At 45.3% G+C, this 21,209-nt stretch carries 18 protein-coding genes and 1 tRNA gene; 14 read left to right on the forward strand and 5 right to left on the reverse strand.

The window, feature by feature from the left end; genetic code table 11:
- Position 1: 1 nt before the first annotated feature.
- The 4 genes from APAR_RS03785 to APAR_RS03800 are packed head-to-tail and all read left to right on the forward strand — an operon-like array spanning position 2 to position 6,335.
- Positions 2–853, forward strand: a complete 852-nt coding sequence (locus APAR_RS03785; RefSeq protein WP_012808821.1) for a deoxyribonuclease IV — start codon at positions 2–4, stop codon at positions 851–853.
- Entirely contained in the window at positions 853–2,745 is a 1,893-nt protein-coding gene (locus APAR_RS03790; protein WP_012808822.1) for an ABC-F family ATP-binding cassette domain-containing protein, read from the forward strand. The genes APAR_RS03785 and APAR_RS03790 overlap by 1 nt, the downstream gene beginning before the upstream one ends.
- Complete coding sequence (locus tag APAR_RS03795) at positions 2,746–4,491, forward strand: ABC transporter ATP-binding protein (RefSeq protein WP_012808823.1); 1,746 nt, start codon at positions 2,746–2,748, stop codon at positions 4,489–4,491.
- Positions 4,491–6,335 carry an ABC transporter ATP-binding protein gene (locus tag APAR_RS03800; protein WP_012808824.1) on the forward strand — a complete coding sequence of 615 codons (1,845 nt, stop codon included), beginning with the start codon at positions 4,491–4,493 and terminating at the stop codon, positions 6,333–6,335. The genes APAR_RS03795 and APAR_RS03800 overlap by 1 nt, the downstream gene beginning before the upstream one ends.
- A 126-nt stretch (positions 6,336–6,461) precedes the next feature.
- Here the strand turns inward: APAR_RS03800 and APAR_RS03805 are convergent.
- A tRNA-Pro gene (locus tag APAR_RS03805) sits at positions 6,462–6,538 on the reverse strand.
- Between the two features lie 79 nt (positions 6,539–6,617).
- Between APAR_RS03805 and APAR_RS03810 the strand changes: the two genes are divergently transcribed.
- Complete coding sequence (locus APAR_RS03810) at positions 6,618–6,929, forward strand: MGMT family protein (protein ID WP_012808825.1); 312 nt, start codon at positions 6,618–6,620, stop codon at positions 6,927–6,929.
- Between the two features lie 63 nt (positions 6,930–6,992).
- Here the strand turns inward: APAR_RS03810 and msrA are convergent, their stop codons facing one another.
- Both msrA and APAR_RS03820 read right to left on the reverse strand, forming a co-directional pair.
- Positions 6,993–7,481 (reverse strand): peptide-methionine (S)-S-oxide reductase MsrA, encoded by a 489-nt coding sequence (gene msrA, locus APAR_RS03815; protein ID WP_012808826.1) that lies wholly within the window; start codon positions 7,479–7,481, stop codon positions 6,993–6,995.
- A gap of 26 nt (positions 7,482–7,507) precedes the next feature.
- Positions 7,508–8,176, reverse strand: coding sequence for a Crp/Fnr family transcriptional regulator (locus tag APAR_RS03820; RefSeq protein ID WP_012808827.1), 669 nt, complete (start codon positions 8,174–8,176; stop codon positions 7,508–7,510).
- Between the two features lie 132 nt (positions 8,177–8,308).
- Between APAR_RS03820 and hcp the strand changes: the two genes are divergently transcribed.
- Both hcp and APAR_RS03830 read left to right on the forward strand, forming a co-directional pair.
- Positions 8,309–9,904: a hydroxylamine reductase gene (hcp, locus tag APAR_RS03825; RefSeq protein ID WP_012808828.1), complete on the forward strand. Its 1,596-nt coding sequence runs from the start codon at positions 8,309–8,311 to the stop codon at positions 9,902–9,904.
- Between the two features lie 246 nt (positions 9,905–10,150).
- Positions 10,151–11,494 (forward strand): FAD-dependent oxidoreductase, encoded by a 1,344-nt coding sequence (locus APAR_RS03830; RefSeq protein WP_012808829.1) that lies wholly within the window; start codon positions 10,151–10,153, stop codon positions 11,492–11,494.
- Between the two features lie 127 nt (positions 11,495–11,621).
- Here the strand turns inward: APAR_RS03830 and APAR_RS03835 are convergent, their stop codons facing one another.
- Entirely contained in the window at positions 11,622–12,368 is a 747-nt protein-coding gene (locus APAR_RS03835) for a class I SAM-dependent methyltransferase (RefSeq protein WP_012808830.1), read from the reverse strand.
- Between the two features lie 293 nt (positions 12,369–12,661).
- Between APAR_RS03835 and APAR_RS03840 the strand changes: the two genes are divergently transcribed.
- Positions 12,662–14,455 (forward strand): oleate hydratase, encoded by a 1,794-nt coding sequence (locus APAR_RS03840; protein ID WP_012808831.1) that lies wholly within the window; start codon positions 12,662–12,664, stop codon positions 14,453–14,455.
- A 308-nt stretch (positions 14,456–14,763) separates the two neighbouring features.
- Complete coding sequence (locus APAR_RS03845) at positions 14,764–15,528, forward strand: class I SAM-dependent methyltransferase (RefSeq protein WP_012808832.1); 765 nt, start codon at positions 14,764–14,766, stop codon at positions 15,526–15,528.
- A gap of 2 nt (positions 15,529–15,530) precedes the next feature.
- Here the strand turns inward: APAR_RS03845 and APAR_RS03850 are convergent, their stop codons facing one another.
- Positions 15,531–16,421, reverse strand: coding sequence for an HAD hydrolase family protein (locus tag APAR_RS03850; protein ID WP_012808833.1), 891 nt, complete (start codon positions 16,419–16,421; stop codon positions 15,531–15,533).
- 129 nt (positions 16,422–16,550) lie between these two features.
- On the opposite strand from APAR_RS03850, the gene APAR_RS03855 reads away from it, so the two are divergent.
- The 5 genes from APAR_RS03855 to APAR_RS03875 all read left to right on the forward strand — a co-directional run bounded on the left by APAR_RS03855 (position 16,551) and on the right by APAR_RS03875 (position 21,201).
- Positions 16,551–17,948, forward strand: a complete 1,398-nt coding sequence (locus APAR_RS03855) for a M20 family peptidase (RefSeq protein ID WP_012808834.1) — start codon at positions 16,551–16,553, stop codon at positions 17,946–17,948.
- Positions 17,949–18,014: 66 nt separating this feature from the next.
- A complete protein-coding gene (locus tag APAR_RS03860) occupies positions 18,015–18,746 on the forward strand; it encodes a CDP-alcohol phosphatidyltransferase family protein (protein ID WP_012808835.1) in 732 nt (243 codons plus the stop codon).
- A 12-nt stretch (positions 18,747–18,758) separates the two neighbouring features.
- Complete coding sequence (locus APAR_RS03865) at positions 18,759–19,982, forward strand: D-alanyl-D-alanine carboxypeptidase family protein (protein ID WP_012808836.1); 1,224 nt, start codon at positions 18,759–18,761, stop codon at positions 19,980–19,982.
- Positions 19,982–20,824: a hypothetical protein gene (locus tag APAR_RS03870; RefSeq protein ID WP_012808837.1), complete on the forward strand. Its 843-nt coding sequence runs from the start codon at positions 19,982–19,984 to the stop codon at positions 20,822–20,824. Before APAR_RS03865 ends, APAR_RS03870 begins: the two co-directional genes overlap by 1 nt.
- Positions 20,821–21,201 (forward strand): Rid family detoxifying hydrolase, encoded by a 381-nt coding sequence (locus APAR_RS03875; protein WP_012808838.1) that lies wholly within the window; start codon positions 20,821–20,823, stop codon positions 21,199–21,201. The genes APAR_RS03870 and APAR_RS03875 overlap by 4 nt, the downstream gene beginning before the upstream one ends.
- The last annotated feature ends 8 nt before the right edge of the window (positions 21,202–21,209 follow it).

Consider the following 21,209-nt stretch of genomic DNA (forward strand, 5'->3'; position numbering starts at 1 on the left):
CGTGCAGCCAGAAGAACTTTTTATTGGATGCCATCTCTCTGCAGCTAAGGGTTGGGAAGCAATGGGTAAGGATGCTCTTTCAATTGGGGCAACCACCTTTGCTTTCTTTACTAGAAATCCTCGTGGAGGTAATGCTAAGGCTTTGGATGAGGTTGATATTGCAAAGCTCAGAACACTGCTTGAGGCTCATCATTTTGGACCTCTGGTAGCACATGCTCCCTACACTATGAACCTCTGCTCCGCTAAAGAGGAGACTAGGGATTTTGCCCGTCGAGCACTTGCAGAAGACCTTGAGCGCATGGAGTATCTGCCAGGTAATTACTACAATTTCCATCCTGGAAGTCATGTTGGTCAAGGCTCTGGAGTAGCAATTGAACAAATCTCGGAGGCGCTTAACAGCTGTCTCTTCGAAGGTCAGCATACTTGCGTACTTCTTGAAACTATGGCTGGTAAAGGCACAGAAGTTGGTAAAACGTTTGAAGAGATTGCCTCAATTCTAGATAAGGTGGAATATCCAGAGCTTATGGGTGTGTGTCTTGACACCTGTCATGTTCATGACGGTGGCTATGAGATTGTAGAAAATCTTGATGAGGTTCTAGACACGTTTGACCAGATTGTTGGCTTGGAAAAGCTCAAAGCATTGCATCTTAATGACTCCAAAAATCCTCTTGGAGCTCATAAAGATAGACACGAGCAGATTGGCAAAGGCTTTATTGGTTTAGATACGTTCCGCTCTGTTGTAACTAATTCGCGCATAAACACGCTTCCTATGATTTTGGAAACTCCTCATTCTGAGCTTTCTGGGTGGAGAGAAGAAATTGCGTTACTTCGCTCTTTTTTAGGTGATAACTAGTGGGAATTTTGGTAGGTTGTGAACAAATCTCTATGGAATGGCCTGGTAAGAAGGTTCTTACCAACCAAACCATTGGTGTTAATGAGGACGACCGTATTGGTGTTGTCGGTAAAAACGGCGATGGTAAATCAACTCTCTTGAATCTTATAGCTCATAGAATTGAGCCTGATTCTGGTAACGTGATTTGGAGAAGTGGCATCCAGGTAGGCTATATGGGTCAAACTGATTCACTCTCTGATACACAGACGGTTTGCAATGCTGTTGTGGGTGACACGCCAGGGTACGAGTGGGCATCTGATGCTCGCATCCGCAAAATTATTGATGAGCTCATTGGAGATTTGGACTGGAATGGCCTAGTAGGAGAGCTCTCTGGAGGTCAGCGTAGACGCTGCGACTTAGCTCGTTTGCTGGTGGGTACCTGGGATTTAATGCTTATTGACGAGCCAACCAACCACCTTGATCTTCATGCTATTCAGTGGCTTGCTAATCATCTAAAAAACCGCTGGCCAGAAGGAAGCGGTGCGCTTATCATGGTCACGCATGACCGCTGGTTCTTGGATGAAGTCTGTGACCATATGTGGGAAGTCCACGACGGTGTAATTGACCCGTTTGACGGTGGTTACTCTGCTTACATTCAAACTCGAGTTGAACGTGATAGACAGGCTGTGGTGGCAGAAGAGCGTCGCCAAAATACGTTGAGAAAAGAGCTCAACTGGCTTGCTCATGGCGCAAAAGCACGCACGTCAAAACCTAAATTTAGAATTGATGCCGCCATGGAACTTCTCGCCGAAGATCCTCCACTTAGAAATACACTTGAGCTCAAACGTATGGCAGTCTCTAGGTTGGGCAAGCAGGTTATTGAGATGCATGACGTTTCATTTGCCTATAAGAACGCTGGAGCAAATGCGGTGGATGATTCAAATGCACGGACAGACATATCAAAGGCTCAAACAGATGTCATCAAGCACGTTGAGTGGCTCATTGGCCCTGGCGACCGTTATGGCATTCTAGGCGAGAATGGCGCTGGTAAATCTACACTTCTTGAGCTGATGACGCAGCAACTGCAGCCGACCTCTGGTCTGGTGAAGGTAGGAAAGTCTGTCAAATTTGGTTGGCTTTCTCAACAGATTGACACGTTTGCTACTAAAGAGACCTGGACCGTTCTTGAACTGTTGAGCCAGTACAAGACCAGCTATCTGGTAAACGGTAAAATGCAAAGCCCTACACAGCTGCTTGAAAGCTTAGGCTTTGATCGCCGTGAGTTCACTAATCGCTTGCAAGACCTTTCCGGAGGTCAACGTAGGCGCTTGGCACTTTTGTGCGTCCTTCTAGAAGAGCCAAATGTGCTGGTACTGGACGAGCCGGGCAATGATCTTGACACGGATATGCTTGCTGTTCTGGAAGACCTTCTGGATTCGTGGTCTGGAACGCTTCTGGTTGTAAGTCACGATCGCTTCTTGATTGAGCGTGTTACCGACGACCAATATGCCCTCATAGACGGTCATATTCGTCATGTTCCTGGTGGCGTTGACGAGTACCTCAAGCTTGTTGATGCTGCAAAGCAGACGGCGAGAAAAGCGGGGGAGCTGTCGGGTACACACGAAAGTTCAGGTTCAAATGAGCTGCAACTAGACGGGGCTTCTCGCCAGAAGGATGCGGTGCTGAGCAACGCTGAGCGTCGCGAGCTGAAGAAGCGCGTTGACTCAATTGAGCGTCGAATGGGCAAGGCTCAGGAGCTGCCTGAGCAGATTAGAGAGCAGATGAACTCTGCTGATGCTACTGACGCACAGCGTTTGATGGAGTTGCAACAACAGCTTAATGACGCAGAGGCGGCACTTACGGAGCTGGAAGACGAGTGGTTAACACTTTCAGAGAAACTTGGTGAGGCGTAAATGGGAGAGTTGCTCTCTAAGTTTGTATGGCCAAAGTATGGTCGTAAGAGTTTTGTTGCCTTACTTTGTAAAGTCGTTGAAGTTATTGGTGATCTTCTTACACCATTAATTATTGCGCGCATGATTGACCTAGGTATTCACGGGGCAAACATGTATGACATTATTCGTTATGGCATTTTACTGGTAATCATTGCTGTTGTAGGCTTCTGTTTTACAATCGTCTGTCAGAAAATTGCCTCTATTGTGTCTCAACGCACGGGAACTGACCTGCGTAATGAGTTATTCAAGAAGATTCAAGAACTCTCAAGTGCTGATATTTATACACTTGGAACAGACACCTTAGTAACAAGGCTCATCAACGATGTTAATCAAGTGCAGGTAACTGTTGCTCTAGGCATACGTCAGCTGGTCAGATGGCCAATCCTTGCCGCTGGTTCCATTATTGCAACCCTTATGCTTGACGCTCAGCTTGGTATGGTCTTTTTACTGGCAACTGTACTAGTAGCAGCTATTTTCTTCTTTGTCGCACGTAAATCTACTGCACTTTTTACTGAACTGCAGAAACGCCTTGATGCTGTTTCTTTGTATATGCGACAAATGCTTTCTGGTATTCGCGTAATTAGAGCATTTAGACATGAGGCAGAAGAGAAGGCTCAGTTCTCCGAGGCAGTTTTAGCTCAGACAGACGCGGCAACTAATGCTGCAAATTATTCGGCTCTTCTAAACCCCGCAACCTTCCTTGTCATGTACCTGGGAATTGCGGTAACACTTTGGCTTGCAGCTCCTCAGATTACCTCTGGTACGCTGTCTCAAGGCACTGTAGTTGCTCTTGTCAGTTATATGACCAGCGCGCTTTTAGCTATTGGATACGTTGCCAACCTAGTTATTATCATCACACGTGGAACCGCATCTGCTGCACGTGTTATGGAAGTGCTTAACACTAAACCAACGCTCACCGATGAGGAAAACAAGCGGATCAACCTCACTGAATCTGACTTTTCCGCCAATGCCGTCGTGTTCAAGGATGCCTCGCTTGTCTATGACGGTGGAGGAGAACCCGCTCTCTCTGATATTAATCTCTCACTACAGGCTGGTCAGACGTTGGGTATTATCGGCGGTACTGGTTCTGGTAAGTCCAGTTTTGCTGCCCTTATCCCGCGTCTTTTTGACACAGAGACTGGCTCAGTAAGCGTCTTTGGTCACGACGTCAAAACTTATACGTTTGAGCAGCTACGCTCCCTTATTGGCTACGTTCCGCAGCACACCTCGCTGGTCAGCGGTACTATCCGCACAAACCTTTGCTGGAAGAATCCAAACGCTACCGACGAGGAACTTTGGAAAGCTCTTGAAGTTGCTCAAGCAGCAGACTTTGTCCGGGAGAAACCCGATCAGCTTGATAGCATTGTTGAGCGTGGTGGAAAGAACTTCTCGGGTGGTCAGCGTCAACGTTTGACCATCGCTCGCGCTTTGGTGGGAAGCCCACGCATTGTCATCTTGGACGACGCTGCCTCCGCACTTGATTTTGCTACGGATGCTCACCTCCGTGCGGCACTCCGCAAACTCAGTGCAACCACTACGAGCATCATTATTTCGCAACGTGTAGCTGCGGTTATGCAGGCAGACAAGATTCTTGTTCTTGACCATGGCAAACAAGTGGGACTGGGAACACACAAAGAACTTCTCGCCACATGCCCACTCTATAAAGAGATTTGTCTCTCACAGCTTCGTCCTGAGGAGGTGGAGTAATGGCTGATATGTATTCCGGCGGAAGCACCTCTGCTATCACATCCAGCGCACCTGAGCATGGCAAAGGTGGCTCGGCAGACGTTATCTCTATGTCCGCGGCTGAAGTTACGCGCCGACTAGCTGCATGGATTTCTCCACACGGGGGATTTCTTGTTTTAGCAGCAACCTCGTCTATTGCAACCGTGCTGCTACAACTTTGGGTGCCCATCATTGTTGGTAGCGCCATTGACCAGCTCATCAAACTAGTGCAAAGCGGCGAGGCAGCACTTTTGCCAACGCTCGCTCAGCTCTCACTGGTAGTTTTGCTTGCAAGTGCAACGCAGTGGCTTGCTTCCTGGTCAACTAACAAGCTCACCTATCTGGTCACACGTGACCTTAGAGACGCGGCTCATTCCAAGGTGGCAAACCTGCCGCTCTCGTATATTGATACACATTCTCAGGGAGATTTGCTCTCTAGGGTAGTAAACGATGTGGATCAGCTTGGCGACGGCCTCCAGCAGGGCCTCACGCAGTTCCTTACGGGCGTGGTAACCATTATTGGAACCTTATGCTTCATGTTCTATATGTCGGTCCCTATGGGCCTTGTAGTTGCTCTGGCTACGCCGCTCTCTATTATTGCAGCGGCCTTGGTTACCAAGTATGCAAGCTCTTCTTTTGGCAAGCAGCAAGGTTACCAGGGCCAGCTTAGCGGATACGCAGAAGAGATGGTCTCTAACCAGAAACTTATTACCGCATTTGCTCACAAGGACGCCGTTATTGAGCAGTTTGAAGCTATTAACGAGAAACTCCGTGTAGTAGGAGAGCGTGCACAATTTGCATCATCACTTTCTAATCCCTCTACGCGTTTGGTAAATAACTTCATTTACGCTCTGGTAGCTGGTCTTGGCTGCATTTGCGTACTAACGGGCATTCCTTCTCCGCTTACCATCGGTCAGGTACAGAGCTTTCTCTCATACGCTAACCAGTACATGAAGCCTTTTAACGCAATATCTGCAGTTGTTACGCAGGTCCAAACCGCCTACGCAAGTGCTCGTCGAGTCTTTGATCTTCTCGACGCAAAAGAAATCAAACCTGATCCAGCCGACGCTGAAGTCATCCAGGATCCACAGGGCTCCATTGAATTTGACGACGTAGCGTTCTCCTACGACGTTAAGCACCCATTGCTCAACCATATTTCATTCAAGGCAGAACCTGGTCAGAAGATTGCTCTTGTTGGTCCAACCGGCTGCGGAAAGACCACCCTTATTAACCTGCTACTTAGATTCTATAGCATTGATTCTGGTGCAATTTATGTAGACGGTCATAACACGCAAAAGCTCACGCGAGCTTCGCTCAGAGAACAGTTTGGCATGGTGCTGCAGGATACCTGGCTCTTTAAGGGAACCATCAAAGAAAACATCCGTTATGCAAAGCCTGATGCTACTGATGAAGAGGTTATTGCCGCAGCTCAAAAGGCTCAGGCTCACCAGTTTATCCAACAACTTCCACAAGGTTATGACACTATGGTGGGAGAGTCTGGCGGATCCCTTTCTCAGGGCCAGCAACAACTTCTTTGCATTGCTCGCGTTATGCTAGCTAATCCACCTATTCTGCTTCTGGATGAAGCAACCTCAAGCATTGATACACGTACGGAGCAGCTGGTACAGAAGGCATTTGACACCATCATGAATGGCAGAACTTCGCTGGTTGTTGCCCATAGACTTTCTACCATCCAAGGAGCAGACTGCATTCTTGTCCTTAAGGATGGCTCAATTCTTGAGCGTGGTACTCACGATGAGCTTTTGGCCAAAGGTGGCTTCTATGCCAAACTATACGAGAGCCAGTTTGAGGGTACTAACGCTTAAATAGTCACAGGTGTGTGGTCGGTTGTTTACAGCGATTGGCCACTTTGTTTTTGCAGCTTACACATTGGGTTTCTCGCCGTGTTCTTTGCAAATAAAAAAGCCAGGAATACTCCTGGCGAGAAATTCTGGTCGGGTGGACTGGATTTGAACCAGCGACCCCTTGACCCCCAGTCAAGTGCGCTACCAAGCTGCGCCACCACCCGTTTGCTTTTGATACGATAGCATTCCAGCATAAAATGGGCAAGCAATTCCCGGTAACCGTGAAGATAGAGTGAGTATCAGATGGACAACTTCTTTCAGCGTGCATTTTCAGTAGTCAAACAGATTCCTAAGGGCAGAGTCAGCACGTATGGGCAGATAGCTCACATGATAGGGGAGCCAAGAAAGGCTCGGTATGTGGGATTTGCTATGCATCAAAGTCCGGGCGTTGCTGGAGGCGTGCCTTGTCATCGAGTGGTCTTCAAAGACGGTTCGCTTGCTCCCGGCTTTGCATTTGGTGGACCTGATGCTCAAAGAGAACTTCTTGAGGCAGAAGGTGTACGGTTTCTAGAAAACGGCAAGGTAGATATGAAACACTTTCTGTGGGAAGCTTAAAAAGTTGAAATAAAAAGGAGCTCGTTTCAGTGAGCTCCTTTTTATAAATATATAACTAGCTGCTTATGAAAGCGGCTTATATGCATCATCAACATTGATGTGGCAATAACCACCTGGATTTTTCTTCAGGTAGTCCTGATGATATTCCTCAGCAAGTACATAGTTGTCCAGAGGCTCAACTTCAACGGCAAGCTTCTGATCAAAGAGAGACTCCTGCTCAGACATAATGCGCTCGATAACAGGCAAGTCATTATCGTTTGTGTAATAGATGCCAGTGCGATACTGCCTGCCAACGTCGTTACCCTGCTTGTTTACTGAAAGAGGATCGATAACCCTAAAGTAATAACGCAGAATGTCATAAAGGCTTACGATGTGCTCGTCATAGGTTACGTGCACCGTTTCTGCGTGATCTGTAGCCTTGACCTCTTGATAGTTGGTATCCAGTGTCTTTCCGTTTGCATAACCAACAGTGGTTGCTGTAACACCATTAATTCTGGAGAAGTACTCTTCAAGGCCCCAGAAACATCCACCTGCTAAATAAATTTCTGCCATAAAAGCCCCCTTAGGCTAAATTGCTGTTATAAAAGTTTGAAGTGACTTCGCTTTACTTCAAAGACGCCTTCTTTACTTAAAGAAGATATTACTGCGCTTAAAGCGCTTCTATCTACACCAAGATAATCGGCAAGCTGTTGGCGATTGTAGGGGATATCAAACTCAGATGAACCCGTAGCTTGCGAGCGTGTATTCAAGTATGCCATCAGTTTGCCGCGAATACTTTTTGGTGCAGCATCTTGAATACGACGGCTCAGCATAATGTTTTTTCTCGCAATAGAAGCCATAAGGTTTCTGGTGATAATATCCACACCACCGCAGATGTCACACGTTCTGGTAGTGATCTGTCGCACATCGAGCAGCAGAATATCTGATTTCTCTGTGGCAACAACTGAGGTCAAAAGTGGTACGTTTCCAAGAGCCGCGTATGCCTCTCCAAAGGTTTCTCCTGTATTAAAAGCACCCATCACAGAGATATTACCTTGAGAATCTGAGCCTTCTACGTGAATGGCGCCAGAGATGACAATGCCAAATTGGTGAGCCTTATCGCCAGCACATAGAATGATTTCTCCAGGTTCATATGTACGCACTACTGCACGTAGATGTTTTAAAAGTAGCTCTAACTGCTCTGGTTTTACTCCTTTAAACACCACAGTGTTGAGTAAAAACGAAGGCTTGATATCTTGCAAGTTCATATACACTCCGAAAATTTCATTATTAGAATCGTTTTTGTTGTAATTACAACATATCTTATTCCACATTCCTGCAATCATGAAACCCAGAAGAGTTAAAACTCTTCTTGCTATATGGTTTTACGGAGAGGAAAAATGGTGGATAACAAGATGTTCTGTTTCCAGTGCGAGCAGACTGCTGCTTGTACTGCATGTACTGGCGCTGCTGGCGTCTGTGGTAAGCCTTTTGACGTTGCTTTTGCTCAGGATGAGCTTACCGGCGCTCTGGTTGGTCTTTCTCGCACCGAGCTTGCTGCTGGCAAGCGCTCTAATCGTGCGGACCAGCTGATTGTTGACGGTCTGTTTACCTGCATTACTAACGTCAACTTTGACAAGGCTGCTGTTGACGCAATTACTGCTCAGGTTCGTGACGAGAAGAACCGTCTAGCTGCAGAGGCTGGCGTGGAGCCTGTTGAGGATCTTCCACTTGGAGGCGTTTGGTCCGACAACGAGGATATTAGATCTCTCAAGTCCCTCATTCTCTTTGGTATCCGCGGTATGGCTGCTTATGCCTATCACGCTCGCGTTCTTGGCAAGACTGATGACGCAGTTGACGCTTTCTTTGTAAAGGCTCTTGCTGCTCTTGCAACCGAGTCCTCCGTTGACGTTTTGCTGCCTCTAACTCTTGAGGTAGGCGAGGTTAACCTCAAGTGCATGGCTCTTCTCGACAGCGCAAATACCGGCGCTTATGGTACTCCAGTTCCAACTGAGGTTCCTCTGACTATTGAGCCAGGTCCCTTCATTGTCGTTTCCGGTCACGACCTTCTTGACCTTCAGATGATTCTTGAGCAGACCGAGGGAACTGGCGTTAACGTCTACACCCACGGTGAGATGCTCCCAGCTCACGGTTACCCAGAGCTCAAAAAGTATCCACAGCTCAAAGGTAACTTTGGTACTGCATGGCAGAACCAGCAAAAGGAGTTCAAGGACATTCCTGCTCCTGTTGTCTTCACCACTAACTGCCTCATGCCACCTCGTCCTAGCTATAAGGACCGCGTCTACACTACCGAGCTTGTTGCCTTCCCAGAGCTCGTTCACATTGACGAGGATGCTAACGGCAAGAAGGACTTTAGCGCTGTTATCAAGCAGGCTCAGGAGCTTGGTGGATACACTGAGGCTCAGGAGCTCACCGGCATTAATGGTGGCCACAAAGTAACCACCGGCTTTAGCCACGGCGCAGTTCTTGGCATTGCCGATAAGATTATCGATGCTGTTAAGCAGGGTGCTATCAAGCACTTCTTTGTTGTTGGCGGCTGCGACGGCGCTCGCCCTGGACGTAACTACTACACCGAGTTTGTTGAGCAGACTCCTGCAGACTCCGTTGTTCTCACTGTTGCTTGCGGTAAGTTCCGCTTTAACGACCTTGACCTGGGCACCATTGGTGGTATTCCTCGTATTCTTGACGTTGGTCAGTGCAACGATGCATACGGCGCTGTTCAGATTGCAACCGCTCTTGCAGAGGCATTCAACTGTGGTGTTAACGACCTACCACTGAGCTTTGTTCTTTCTTGGTACGAGCAGAAGGCAGTTTGCGTCCTTCTGACTCTGCTGCACCTTGGCATCAAGAACATCAAGCTTGGACCAACCCTTCCTGCATTTGTCAGTCCTAACGTTCTTAATATTCTTGTTGAGAACTACGGTATTGGCCCAATTGGCGATGCTTCCGAGGATCTTGCTCAGATGCTTGCTTAATTAGCGAGAAACCCCTCTGGTTCTTACAAAAACACCTCCTGGCCATGTGCTGGGAGGTGTTTTTTGATTGTTTTTCTCGCCACTGTATAAAGATTTTTAGCTAAATTGCTTCACGAACTCCAAATGTTTGATTTATTAAAGAACGTTCAAGGATGACGCTCTTCTCTATAACAGAATATGGCATAATGCCACTGTCAAAGTAACAATTAATGTTAGTCATTAGTAACATTTAACAGAAGGATTTCTATGGCTAAAGTTGCAGTTATCGGTTGTACCCACGCAGGCGTTTTTGCCACTTCTTCAATCTTGGCTGCACATCCAGATTGGGAAGTTCACGTCTTTGAGCGTAATGACACGGTTTCCTTTTTGTCTTGCGGTATTGCTCTTTGGGTAGGTGACCACGTAAGCGATCCTAACAAGATGTTCTACAGTTCTCCAGAAGCCCTTACAGAGGCTGGCGCTCACGTTCACATGACCACCGACGTCACTTCCGCAGACGTTAAGACCAAGCATATTGTTTGGAAAGATCTCAAAACTGGCGAAACTTTTGAAGATGATTTTGATTACCTTGTGATTACCACCGGCTCTAAGCCAATTGTTCCACCACTACCTGGTATCGACGGGCCTCGCGTTCTTCAATGTAAAAACTGGGCTGACGGTCGTCGTATTCACGACACCATGGCAGCTTCCAAGTCCGCCATTGTCATCGGCGCAGGCTACATTGGTGCGGAGCTTGCAGAACAACTCTCAGAGCGTCAGAAGGACGTTACCCTCATTGATATGCTTCCTCGCGTTCTTGCAAAGAACTTTGACAAGGCAATTACTGACCAGGTAGAAGCAGCTTACACTGAGCACGGCGTCACACTTGCGCTTGGCGAGAAGGTCATGAGCTTTGAGGACAATGGTAATTCCATCACAGTTGTCACCGATAAGGGCTCCTACACTGCAGATTACGCAATTCTGGGAATTGGCTTCCTTCCTCGTACTGATCTCTTTGACGGTCAGCTTGAAATGCTTTCTAACGGCGCTATCAAGGTTGACGAGTACATGCGCACCAGTGAGCCTGGCGTTTTTGCAGCTGGTGACTCTGCTTCCATCATCTTTAACGTCACTGGTAAAGAGGACTACATTCCACTGGCTACCAACGCTGTTCGCCAAGGCCTGCACGTTGGTCCTAACATGCTTGAGCCAACCGCTGCTTACGCTGGTACCCAGGCTTCCAGCGCTGTTCAGCTCTACAACTACTCCATGGCAGCAACAGGTCTCACCGTTGCGGGTGGCAAGGTTCGTGGCTACGAGTACGATTCCATCTCCATTACAGAGAACTATCGTCCTGAGTTCATGTTGACTACCGAGCCAGTTACCGCAACACTTGTCTGGGATCCAGAAACTCGCCTTATCAAAGGCGCACAGTTCTTCTCGACACATGACGATGTTGCTCAAGCAGCAAACGTCGTCTCAGTTGCTATTGCCGCTGGTATGACCATTGATAATCTTGCAGCTGTTGACCTTCTGTTCCAGCCAAACTTCACCAACCCAATCAATTACATTGGTTCCGTTGCTATGGCTGCCTGCGCAAAGGCAAAATAGGCTTCGCACATAACACGCATCAAATAAGAAGGAAGCTGGTATAAATATCAGCTTCCTTCTTTGCTATCGAGCCCGAGTCTAGCCCGATGGATACGTGTTTTAGTCTGTGCCCGCCTTAAGACGATGCCTATTTTGGCTTTCTACTCACTACGGCAATGTAGTTGAGATCGTTGGCGTAATCGTTAAAGAACGTAAACATGCTGGTAAACATCTTGGTGTTCTCGGGCTTGAGACCATTTCTGATAACCCTTAAAGCGCCATCTGCGCCCTCGTCAGCGATGAGTCCTGCTGGATTCATAAGCGTCATCTTGCCGCTCTTAGTTTCTGACGAGAAACCCGCTGACTCAAAGAGACTCTTCCAATCTGCAAGGGTAAGTGGCTTCACATTAACGTTAATAGTTCGCGAGAGCTCATGGACTAGCTCATCATTTTCTTTGAGCAAAAGAACGTCATGAGTGAGTAGCACACCACCTGGCTTCAGTACGCGTGCATACTCTTTTACGGCTGCCTCTTTCTGCTGTTCAGAGAGCATAGTGAGCATTGCTTCGTTGATAACAACATCAAAGCTATTATCGGGGTAGGAGAGGTTTGTAGCGTCTCCTTGTTCCACCGTTACGTACTCTGAGATATTGTTTCTCGCGATGTTTTCTCTTGTTTTGGAGAGCACGTCTGCATTGAGATCAATTGCCGTTACATGGCAGTGAAAACGTTTTACCAGCTCAACCGTAGTTGTTCCAATATTACAAGCCACCTCAAGAATCTGAGTTTCTGGCGTGATATCCACAGAATTAAGCAGCCAGTTGGTTGCCTCAATACCTCCAGGACGCAGTCTTGTTTTGCCCATACGAAGTAAAAACTCGTGACCAGCTTCCATACTAAGACCTCCTTCATGTTATAAAGTTAGCTTTATCTAACTAATACAAGTTAAACACATCAGCTCCTGCAAAAGAAGGCTAATTAATTGCTATTTTTGAAACAATTTTTTTGATGCTGGTTATAAATCTTGTCTTTATATGACCGCTGTAATCTGAGTGGACTGTCACTTTATCGGACAATCCACTCTTTTTGTGTATTTTCTTTAGCAGTTTATAAGTTTATAGTGGACGCGAGGTAAGGGTAACTTACTAATTTTCGCAGGTATTAATGCGGAAAACTAAGGAGGAAGTTATGTACTACTCTGCTGGAACGTATGAATCGTTCGCTAAACCAGAAAAACCCAAAGATGCCGACAAAAAATCAGCCTATATCATTGGAACAGGTCTTGCAGGTCTAGCTGCTGCGTTTTATCTTGTCCGCGATGGTCAGGTTAAAGGTTCAAGAATTCACCTGCTAGAAAAACTTGAACTTGCAGGAGGAAGCTGTGATGGCCGCAAAGATATAACCAAGGGTTTCTATATGCGCGGTGGCCGTGAGATGGACAACCACTTTGAATGTATGTGGGATATGTTCAGAGACGTTCCATCTATTGAAACGCCTGGCATCTCGGTACTTGATGAGTACTATTGGCTCAACAAGCACGACCCTAATTACTCCCTGTGCAGAGCTTCTGAGAAGTGTGGCAAAGACGCTCACACAGACAAGAAGTTCAAGCTTGATAGAGAGTCATCACTTGCGCTCGCTAAGCTCTTTATGACTCCCGAGAAGGACCTTGAGGACAAGAAGATTAGCGAGGTGCTTCCTGATTCATTCTGGAATACTAACTTCTGGCTTTATTGGCAGACTATGTTTGCATTCCAAAGATGGTCCTCAGCTCTTGAAATGAAGCGTTATTTATGCAGGTATTGTCATCATATTGATGGCCTCCCTGACTTTACCGCTTTACGTTTTACTAAATACAACCAGTATGAGAGCATGATTTTGCCGTTGGTAAGGTATCTTGAGGACCATGGCGTCACCGTTGATTATGGTATGGATGTCAAAAACGTTATCATCAACGATACCAACGGTAAAAAGGTAGCTACTCAGATTGTTTACAAGAAGGACGGCTCGCAGCAAACCATCGATCTTACTGAAGACGATTTAGTGTTTATTACCAATGGTTGCTGCACCGATACCTCTTGCTATGGTGATCAGAACACAGCTCCCGATATTAGTAACGTGAGAAATGGCGTGGGAGAGTCCTGGGATTTGTGGAAAAACATCGCAACTCAGGCTAAACATGGTGAGTACGGTAATCCTGAAAATTTCTGCAGTGACTTTGAGGCAACCAACTGGATGAGCGCCACTATCCAGACAAAAGATGAAGAGATTATCAAGAAAATCATTGGCGTCTGCAAGAGAGATCCAAGAGAAGGTAAAGTCACAACCGGTGGCATTGTAACCGTCAAAGATAGCACCGATAACTGGTACCTCTCGTGGACTATTAACCGTCAGCCACAATTTAGAGCACAGGACAAAGACACTGTACTTATCTGGGTCTATGCTCTGAGCACCAACAAACCTGGTAATTTTGTTAAGAAAGCTATGCGTAACTGCACTGGCGAAGAAGTGTGCCAGGAATGGCTCTATCACATTGGCGTTCCAACCAAGAAGATTGAGGACTGGGCAAAGAATCGCTGTAACACTACTACATGCTTTATGCCTTATATCAACGCATTCTTCCAGCCGAGAAAAGCAGAAGATCGACCTCTAGTTGTACCTGAGGGATCTGTTAACTTTGCCTTTATTGGACAGTTTGCCGAGACTCCTCGAGATACTATCTTTACTACAGAGTATTCAATCCGTACTGGTATGGAGTCCGTCTACACTCTAATGAATGTTGATAGGGGTGTGCCAGAGGTTTGGGGTTCTCAGTACGACATCAGAGAGCTTCTTAGAGCAACCTACTATGCCCTGGACAAGAAAACTCTTGATAAGGCCCCTCTCTCATTCAAAGAGAAAATGCTTTTGAAGGTAGCTCTCAAGGCTGTCAAGGGCACTGATATTGAACTACTTTTAAGGAACAGCGGACTGATTAAGTAGAAGTGCGGAGAAACCCGCAGAACTCAATACGATTGACTATGCACGATTAGACACGTGCGAGTAACAAAAAAGTGGCTGCAGAAAACACATTAAATGCAGCCACTTTTTTTACGATTCAGATATAACACTTTGAGATAAGACTATATGTACTAGGTTGCATGCTATTTCAACTTGTAAAAAATAGCTAAAAAATGGTATGTGTTACAAACAACGAGAAAACAAATTATAATTTGTAGAAGCTAGAAAACTGTAACAGTAATACATCCAACTTAAGCCGAAATACAATAATATTTTGAGGAGATTATAAGGTGAATGACTATATAAAATTAAATCAAAATAGATGGAATAATGTAAAAAATGACTATACCGAGCCGTTGACACATGAGGAATTAGAAGAAGTTAAAAATAATCCAATTTCTGTCGCATTAACGGTTGGGAAAAAAGTTCCAAAAGAATGGTTTGGAAAAGCCAACGGAAAAAAGATATTAGGTTTAGCTTGTGGTGGTGGACAGCAAGGTCCAGTTTTTGCTGCAAAAGGTTATGACGTAACCATAATGGATTTTTCTACATCACAATTACAAAAAGATGAGATGGTTGCTAAAAGAGAAGGCTTAAAAATCAATACCGTTCAAGCTGACATGACAAAACCATTTCCATTTGAAGATGAAACTTTCGATATTATTTTTAATCCAGTTTCGAATGTATACATTGAAGACTTAGAAAACATGTATAAAGAAGCAGCTCGCGTATTGAAAAAGGGTGGGCTGTTAATGGTCGGCTTCATGAATCCTTGGACGTACATGTATGACGCTGACGTTGTATGGGACCACCCCGATGAGGAATTACTTTTAAAGTTTTCGATCCCTTTTAATTCAAAAGAGCTTGAAGAGCAGGGCAAAATAACCATAGATCCAGAATATGGATATGAATTTAGCCATACCTTAGAAACTCAGATTAGAGGCCAACTTAAAAATGGCCTTGCTATGATAGATTTTTATGAGTCATGTGATAAAAGAAATCGATTATCACAGTATGGAAATGACTATATTGCCACGCTTTGCATCAAGCTCTAATTCTATAGAGTTCTCTTCAGGACAGCCTGGACAACCTCAGAATCAAAGTCTCCCTGAGCCTCTGTAAGCGCTTCTAAGAGCTGAGCTACGCCTTCCTCATACACGCTAGGCAACAGGTACTTTGAAACTTCCTTGGCCTCGTCAGTACCGTTTTCCATGCAGCATGAATATGGGGCAAGCTTAAGAAGGTCCAAGTCATTTCCAGAATCACCACAAACAATGACTTCTTCCGGTTTAAGGCCCATAGCTTCAACAAGCGTTTTAAATCCTTGTGCCTTATTCCAGCCACGATAATTGATATCAAACCAACCCGAATATGGGGAAACTAGTTCAACCTCTGGAACTGCGCTGGTAACCGCTTCATAGATTTCTTGCTGCCGTTTTTCATCTTGAGGGATGAGTAGACCTCCTGCATACATAGGAACATCTTTTGGGACGAACTGAGGTCCAAGTCCTGGCACAAAAGTGTTGAACGAGGCTGCAAGATAATCAACTACCTCTTGAGTGGTATTAACTATTTTCCAAGTAGATACAAATGAAGCATCTAAAGGCTGCTCAAGTGGTCCTTCTTCATAATATGTAAGCAAGCAGTCTTGCATTGGAGAAATTACTTCGAAGATTTTTTCCATAATTTCATAGGTAAATTGTTTCTTAAAAATGAGTTGACCATTAAAGTAGAGAAGCTTTCCGCTAGCAAACAAGCCGGTATCGGTCAGAGAAACGTCTGATTTGAGATAAGACAGAGCATCGTATACTGGCCTTCCAGTAGAAAGACCAAACGCAATACCTACAGCCTTAAGGTTCTTAATTGCCTGATGAGTTCTTTCTGAAATAGACGGATTTTCTGCTGGTTTTAATGTTTGATCCATATCGGAAAGAACAAGCTTAATCATCAAGACTCCAAACTCCATATACAACAAATGAGTGTTTTGTTAATTCTATCAGCAAGAGTAGAGAAACGAATATAGATTGCCATTATTATTACGTTATTACATTAAGACCACGAGATTAGTAGAGAGTCTATGAATATTTATGACCACTTTGCTCACGAGGATGAATATCCAGAGCTCAACATAGAGGCGATGTCTGAACGACTAGCAAAGGCTCTGTCTTTTAAGACGGTATATGTAGACGCTGATACAACTGATTGGACGCAATTTGATGGCCTGCAACAGCACATTGTTGATAGTTTCCCATATGTTATGACCGCAGCTTCCAACGTTGAAGTGATTGGTCACTCGCTACTCATTGAAATTCCAGGATCTAACCATGAGCTTCCTGCATTGATGCTTATTGCACACCAAGACGTTGTTCCTGTTGTACCTGGAACGGAAGATGCATGGACGCATGACCCCTTTGGCGGAGATGTCGACGACACCTATATTTGGGGGCGAGGCGCGCTCGACATCAAAGATATGCTCATGGGAGAGCTTGAGGCATTGGAGTATCTGCTTTCACAGGGTTTCTCGCCAAAACGCTCTATCTACCTGGCATTTGGCGAGGACGAAGAGGTCTTAAGCCACGGCGCCACCAAGCTTGCAGAGGTAATGGCCGCACGAGAAATGCGTGCAGCTTGCCTGTTAGACGAAGGTACCACCACATTTTTTGACGGCAGTGCATACGGTGCACCTAAGGCCACGGTGGCCGACATCTGTATCTCACAAAAGGGTTTCTTGAACGTTAAGCTCACCGCACTCGGACATGGAGGACATTCCTCTAATCCGTTTGGTGGAACATCACTTGAGCATTTGACCTGCGCGCTTGCAGCTCTTTCTAAAGCTAAACCTCAACCTGAGCTTAATGATATTGTCAAAGAAACCTTTAAAGTTCTTGCACCAGAAATTACAGAAGAACCTTTTGTATCCCTGGTACATGATGTTGATACAAATGCAGATAAAATTGCAGTTGCAGCAGCTCAGATTAAAGAGATCTATCCATTTGTCACTACAACATATGCCTTTAATATGCTTGAGGGTTCAAGCAGTGCGGCTAATGTTATGCCTGGTAATGTCAATGCAATCATCAACATCAGGCTGCTTCCTGGTGTAAGCGTCAACAAAACTGTTGAGCACATTAAACAGGTGGTGGCTCAAGTTGACCCTAACATCGACGTTGAGGTTTTGCACTCCACTTCTGCGGGAAGAATTGATTCTCCAATTGGAGCCGGCTATCAAGAACTCAAGGCCATCATGGAACATTACCATCCAGGCGTTACTTTTGTTCCATCGTTTGTATGTGGTGGTACCGATTCCGTTCGATATGAGGGAATCTGCGATTCTATTCTGCGTATTTGTCCTTTTAGGCCAACACCAGAAGATGAGGCAAACGGCGTTCACGGCATTGATGAACGTATCGAGAAACGCGTTTATGCCCAAGGTATCCGCGTTCTTGTGGCCTTTGTTAAACAAATGTGCCAATAATTTGCTATCGCACAACTTACGTTAAAATAGAAACATGTTATGTTCTACAAAAAGGGGAGAATCACGTTGCAAACTAGGCAGCAGCTAGCTAATCAAGTAGCATCCCAAATTAAAGAAGCAGCAGACGCTAATGCAGCAAAAGCTCAGGCAGAAGGTACTATTACTGATCCAGTTGGTAGTTCTAACAATCCTTCCAATGCTATTTTTACCGTTGCAAACGTTATTACATTTTGCAGATTGATTCTTACAATTGTCTTCCTCGTTCTCTTCTCAACAGGTGGAAATCGTTGGGTTGCGCTTGGTTGTTATGTAACCGCAGCTGTCACTGACTTTCTTGACGGTCAGATTGCTCGTAGAACACAGACCGTCAGCTGGCTGGGTAAAATCATGGATCCTATCATGGATCGAGTCCTTCTTATTACTGGTGTTCTCGGGCTCCTAATTATTGGTGAGCTTCCTCTTTGGATTCCGCTGTTTGTTATTGGACGAGACGTTTACCTTACCCTGGGTGCACTTGTAGTTCGCAAATTCCGTAGACGTCCCATTGATGTTGCCTTTGTAGGTAAAGCTGCAACTGCATTTTTGATGACTGGCTTTAGCCTGCTTCTCCTAGGCATTCCCGTTGTTTCCGGACTTGGACTAGTAAACGTTAACTGGCTTCCAGGTCTTAATTCTGAAAGTAGTGCTCTAGGCATCTTCTTTGTGTACATAGGAATTATTTTCTCGGCAATTACCGCCATTGTTTATACTGTTGAAGCGGCTAAAATAGTTAAAGATAGTAAAATCACTCAAGCATAAGTTAGGTTGTTTATGACTTTCCTCCAGCACAACCATGTATCTTTGCGCCAGCTCTCTTATAAGACGCTGGCTTTTCTTGTAAGTTTGCTGCTTGTGATTGTCCTCACCGCTCCTTTTATACCTGCATCTAAGGTTCTGGCAGAAAATACCTCTTCTAACAAGTCTTCTGTAACCGATGAACCAAAACTTACCGAGGCAACTACTGCAATTGTTACTGATTCACAGGGAAACGTTCTTTGGAGTAAAAATCCCGATCAAGAGCTTCCTATGGCATCCATCACTAAGGTCATGACTGCGATTGTTGCACTTGATTCAGGTGTTAATCTTGATGAGCCTTGTAAAATCACTGTTCCAGATCTTGAAGAAGGCTCACAGGTTGCAGGTTTAACCTCGGACGATACTCCAACACTCAGGCAGCTTATTATGATGATGTTGGTATATTCGGCAAATGACGCTGCTTATAACATTGCCATCAACGTATCCGGCTCTCAGCAGGCCTTTGCTGATCAAATGAACAAGAAAGCCGCTGAGATTGGCATGACTCATACGCAATTTCAGAATCCTCACGGCTTAGATGCCGACGGTCATTATTCAACGGCACGAGACCTTGCTCTGATGGGTCGTTATGCTCGAGAACATTACCCACTAATCGCAAGTGCTGTTCATACCAGGTCATACACCACAACGGTAGGAGGGGAGCAACGTACATTCCACTCAACTGATGATCTTATGGATACTTATCGTGGTCTTCTCGGCATCAAAACAGGCGCAGAAGATTCTGGTACCGCTTTCTTAGGAGCTTCCAAGCGTGGAAACATCACGCTTTATACCTGCGTGCTTGGTTGCGAGACCATACAAGGTCGTTTTGACGATACAGCCATACTGATGAACTGGGCTTATCGCAATTACAACCGTATAAGCGTTCAGCGTGCTGACCAGATTATTCAAATCCGTCCCAGTGAAGATAATTTCTTGTTCTCTACAGTAGTTAAACCACTAACCTCCACTACGTATATGGCTTGGCCAGGATCTAAAGATTTTACGTATCAGACAACTATGCTTTCACTCAACTACCCAGTAGCTGATGAGCAACTGATTTCTTCAACAGACTGGTCGCAGGATTCTGCGAGAGTAGGAACTACCATTACTCAGGCGCATGTCACACTTTGGACTATTCCAGCCTACAACCTCTTTGACCTCCATTCGGTTGCTCCGTATCTCTTTGGAGAAAACTAATGTCTGAGCAGAAACGCTCTATCCTCCATACCGAGCTTGAATATCTTGGCGCGCAATTCTCAACCTCACCTGAAGGCTTCGACTTAGCCCAATCTTTCTATGGCGAGAAACCCCTTGAGGATGCTCTAAAGGACTGCGTCCTTGTTGATCTCAGTGGTATTAGTTACACACTTGTAAGTGGAGCGTCAGCTCAGAATTTTGTTGAAGCTGTCTTTGCAGGTAAACAGCTTGAGATAGGGGAGACTTCTTTTGAGTGTGTGCTCACAGGAGATGGATCTCTATCTTCCATCGCACTTCTCGCGCGTTCTGGTCAAAACGAGTACGTTGTACTTGATGCTTCTAAGCGCTCACTTATCCTTGAAGAGTGGCTTTCTATCATTGCTTCTGTTGAACAAAACGGCATAGCTCCTTATGCTGAGGTGTCTTTGGAAAATGCAACTCCGCTGCTGACGCCACTTCTTCTTGCTGGTAAAAAAATAGAAAAAGTTCTTATGGACTATCTTGGTGAGCAACAGCTTCCAGAAGAGTCAAAACTTTGTAACCTTATGCTTGACCAGACAATCCCAGCTCTTGTAGCTAATGTTTCAACTAAGAAAGTTCCTGCATATTTAGTTATGATTCCTCCGGTTCATACGGTAATTCTTTTTAGGAGTCTACTTTCTTTTGAGACAGTTCATCCTCTTGGACACAAACAACTTGCTAAAGGTTTGAAAACGTATCTTCCATGGTTTTCAGAACTTGCAAGTAACACTAAAGTAGTATTAGCTAAAGATAAACTTGAGGGTTGGGGTTTACTTAGAACCTCCGATGATTTCATTGGTGCAAGAGGAGATCTTCTATGAAATATGCAATTAATGCAGTAGGTGTCCCAACTCCTATGGGGCCATACTCCCAAGGTACTACTGCAGGTAGATTAGTATTTGTAACTGGTCAAATTGCAGTATCTGCAGAAAATCCAAACAAATTAATTGACGGTGGAGTTGAAGAACAGACAACTCGCATCATTCATCTTGCTCAGTCAATTCTGGCAGAAGCAGGATGTACGCTTTCTGATGTTGCTCAGACAACTATCTACCTTGCCGATATCAATGATTTACCTAAAGTAAATGAGATTTACAGACAGTATTTTGTCCTTCCAGCGCCTAGTCGAGCAGTTGTTGAAGTTTCTGCGTTACCACTTGGTGCGCTCATCGAAATGAACTGCATCGCGTGCCGTTAAGCGTTATT

Source organism: Lancefieldella parvula DSM 20469 (assembly GCF_000024225.1).
GTDB lineage: Bacteria > Actinomycetota > Coriobacteriia > Coriobacteriales > Atopobiaceae > Lancefieldella > Lancefieldella parvula.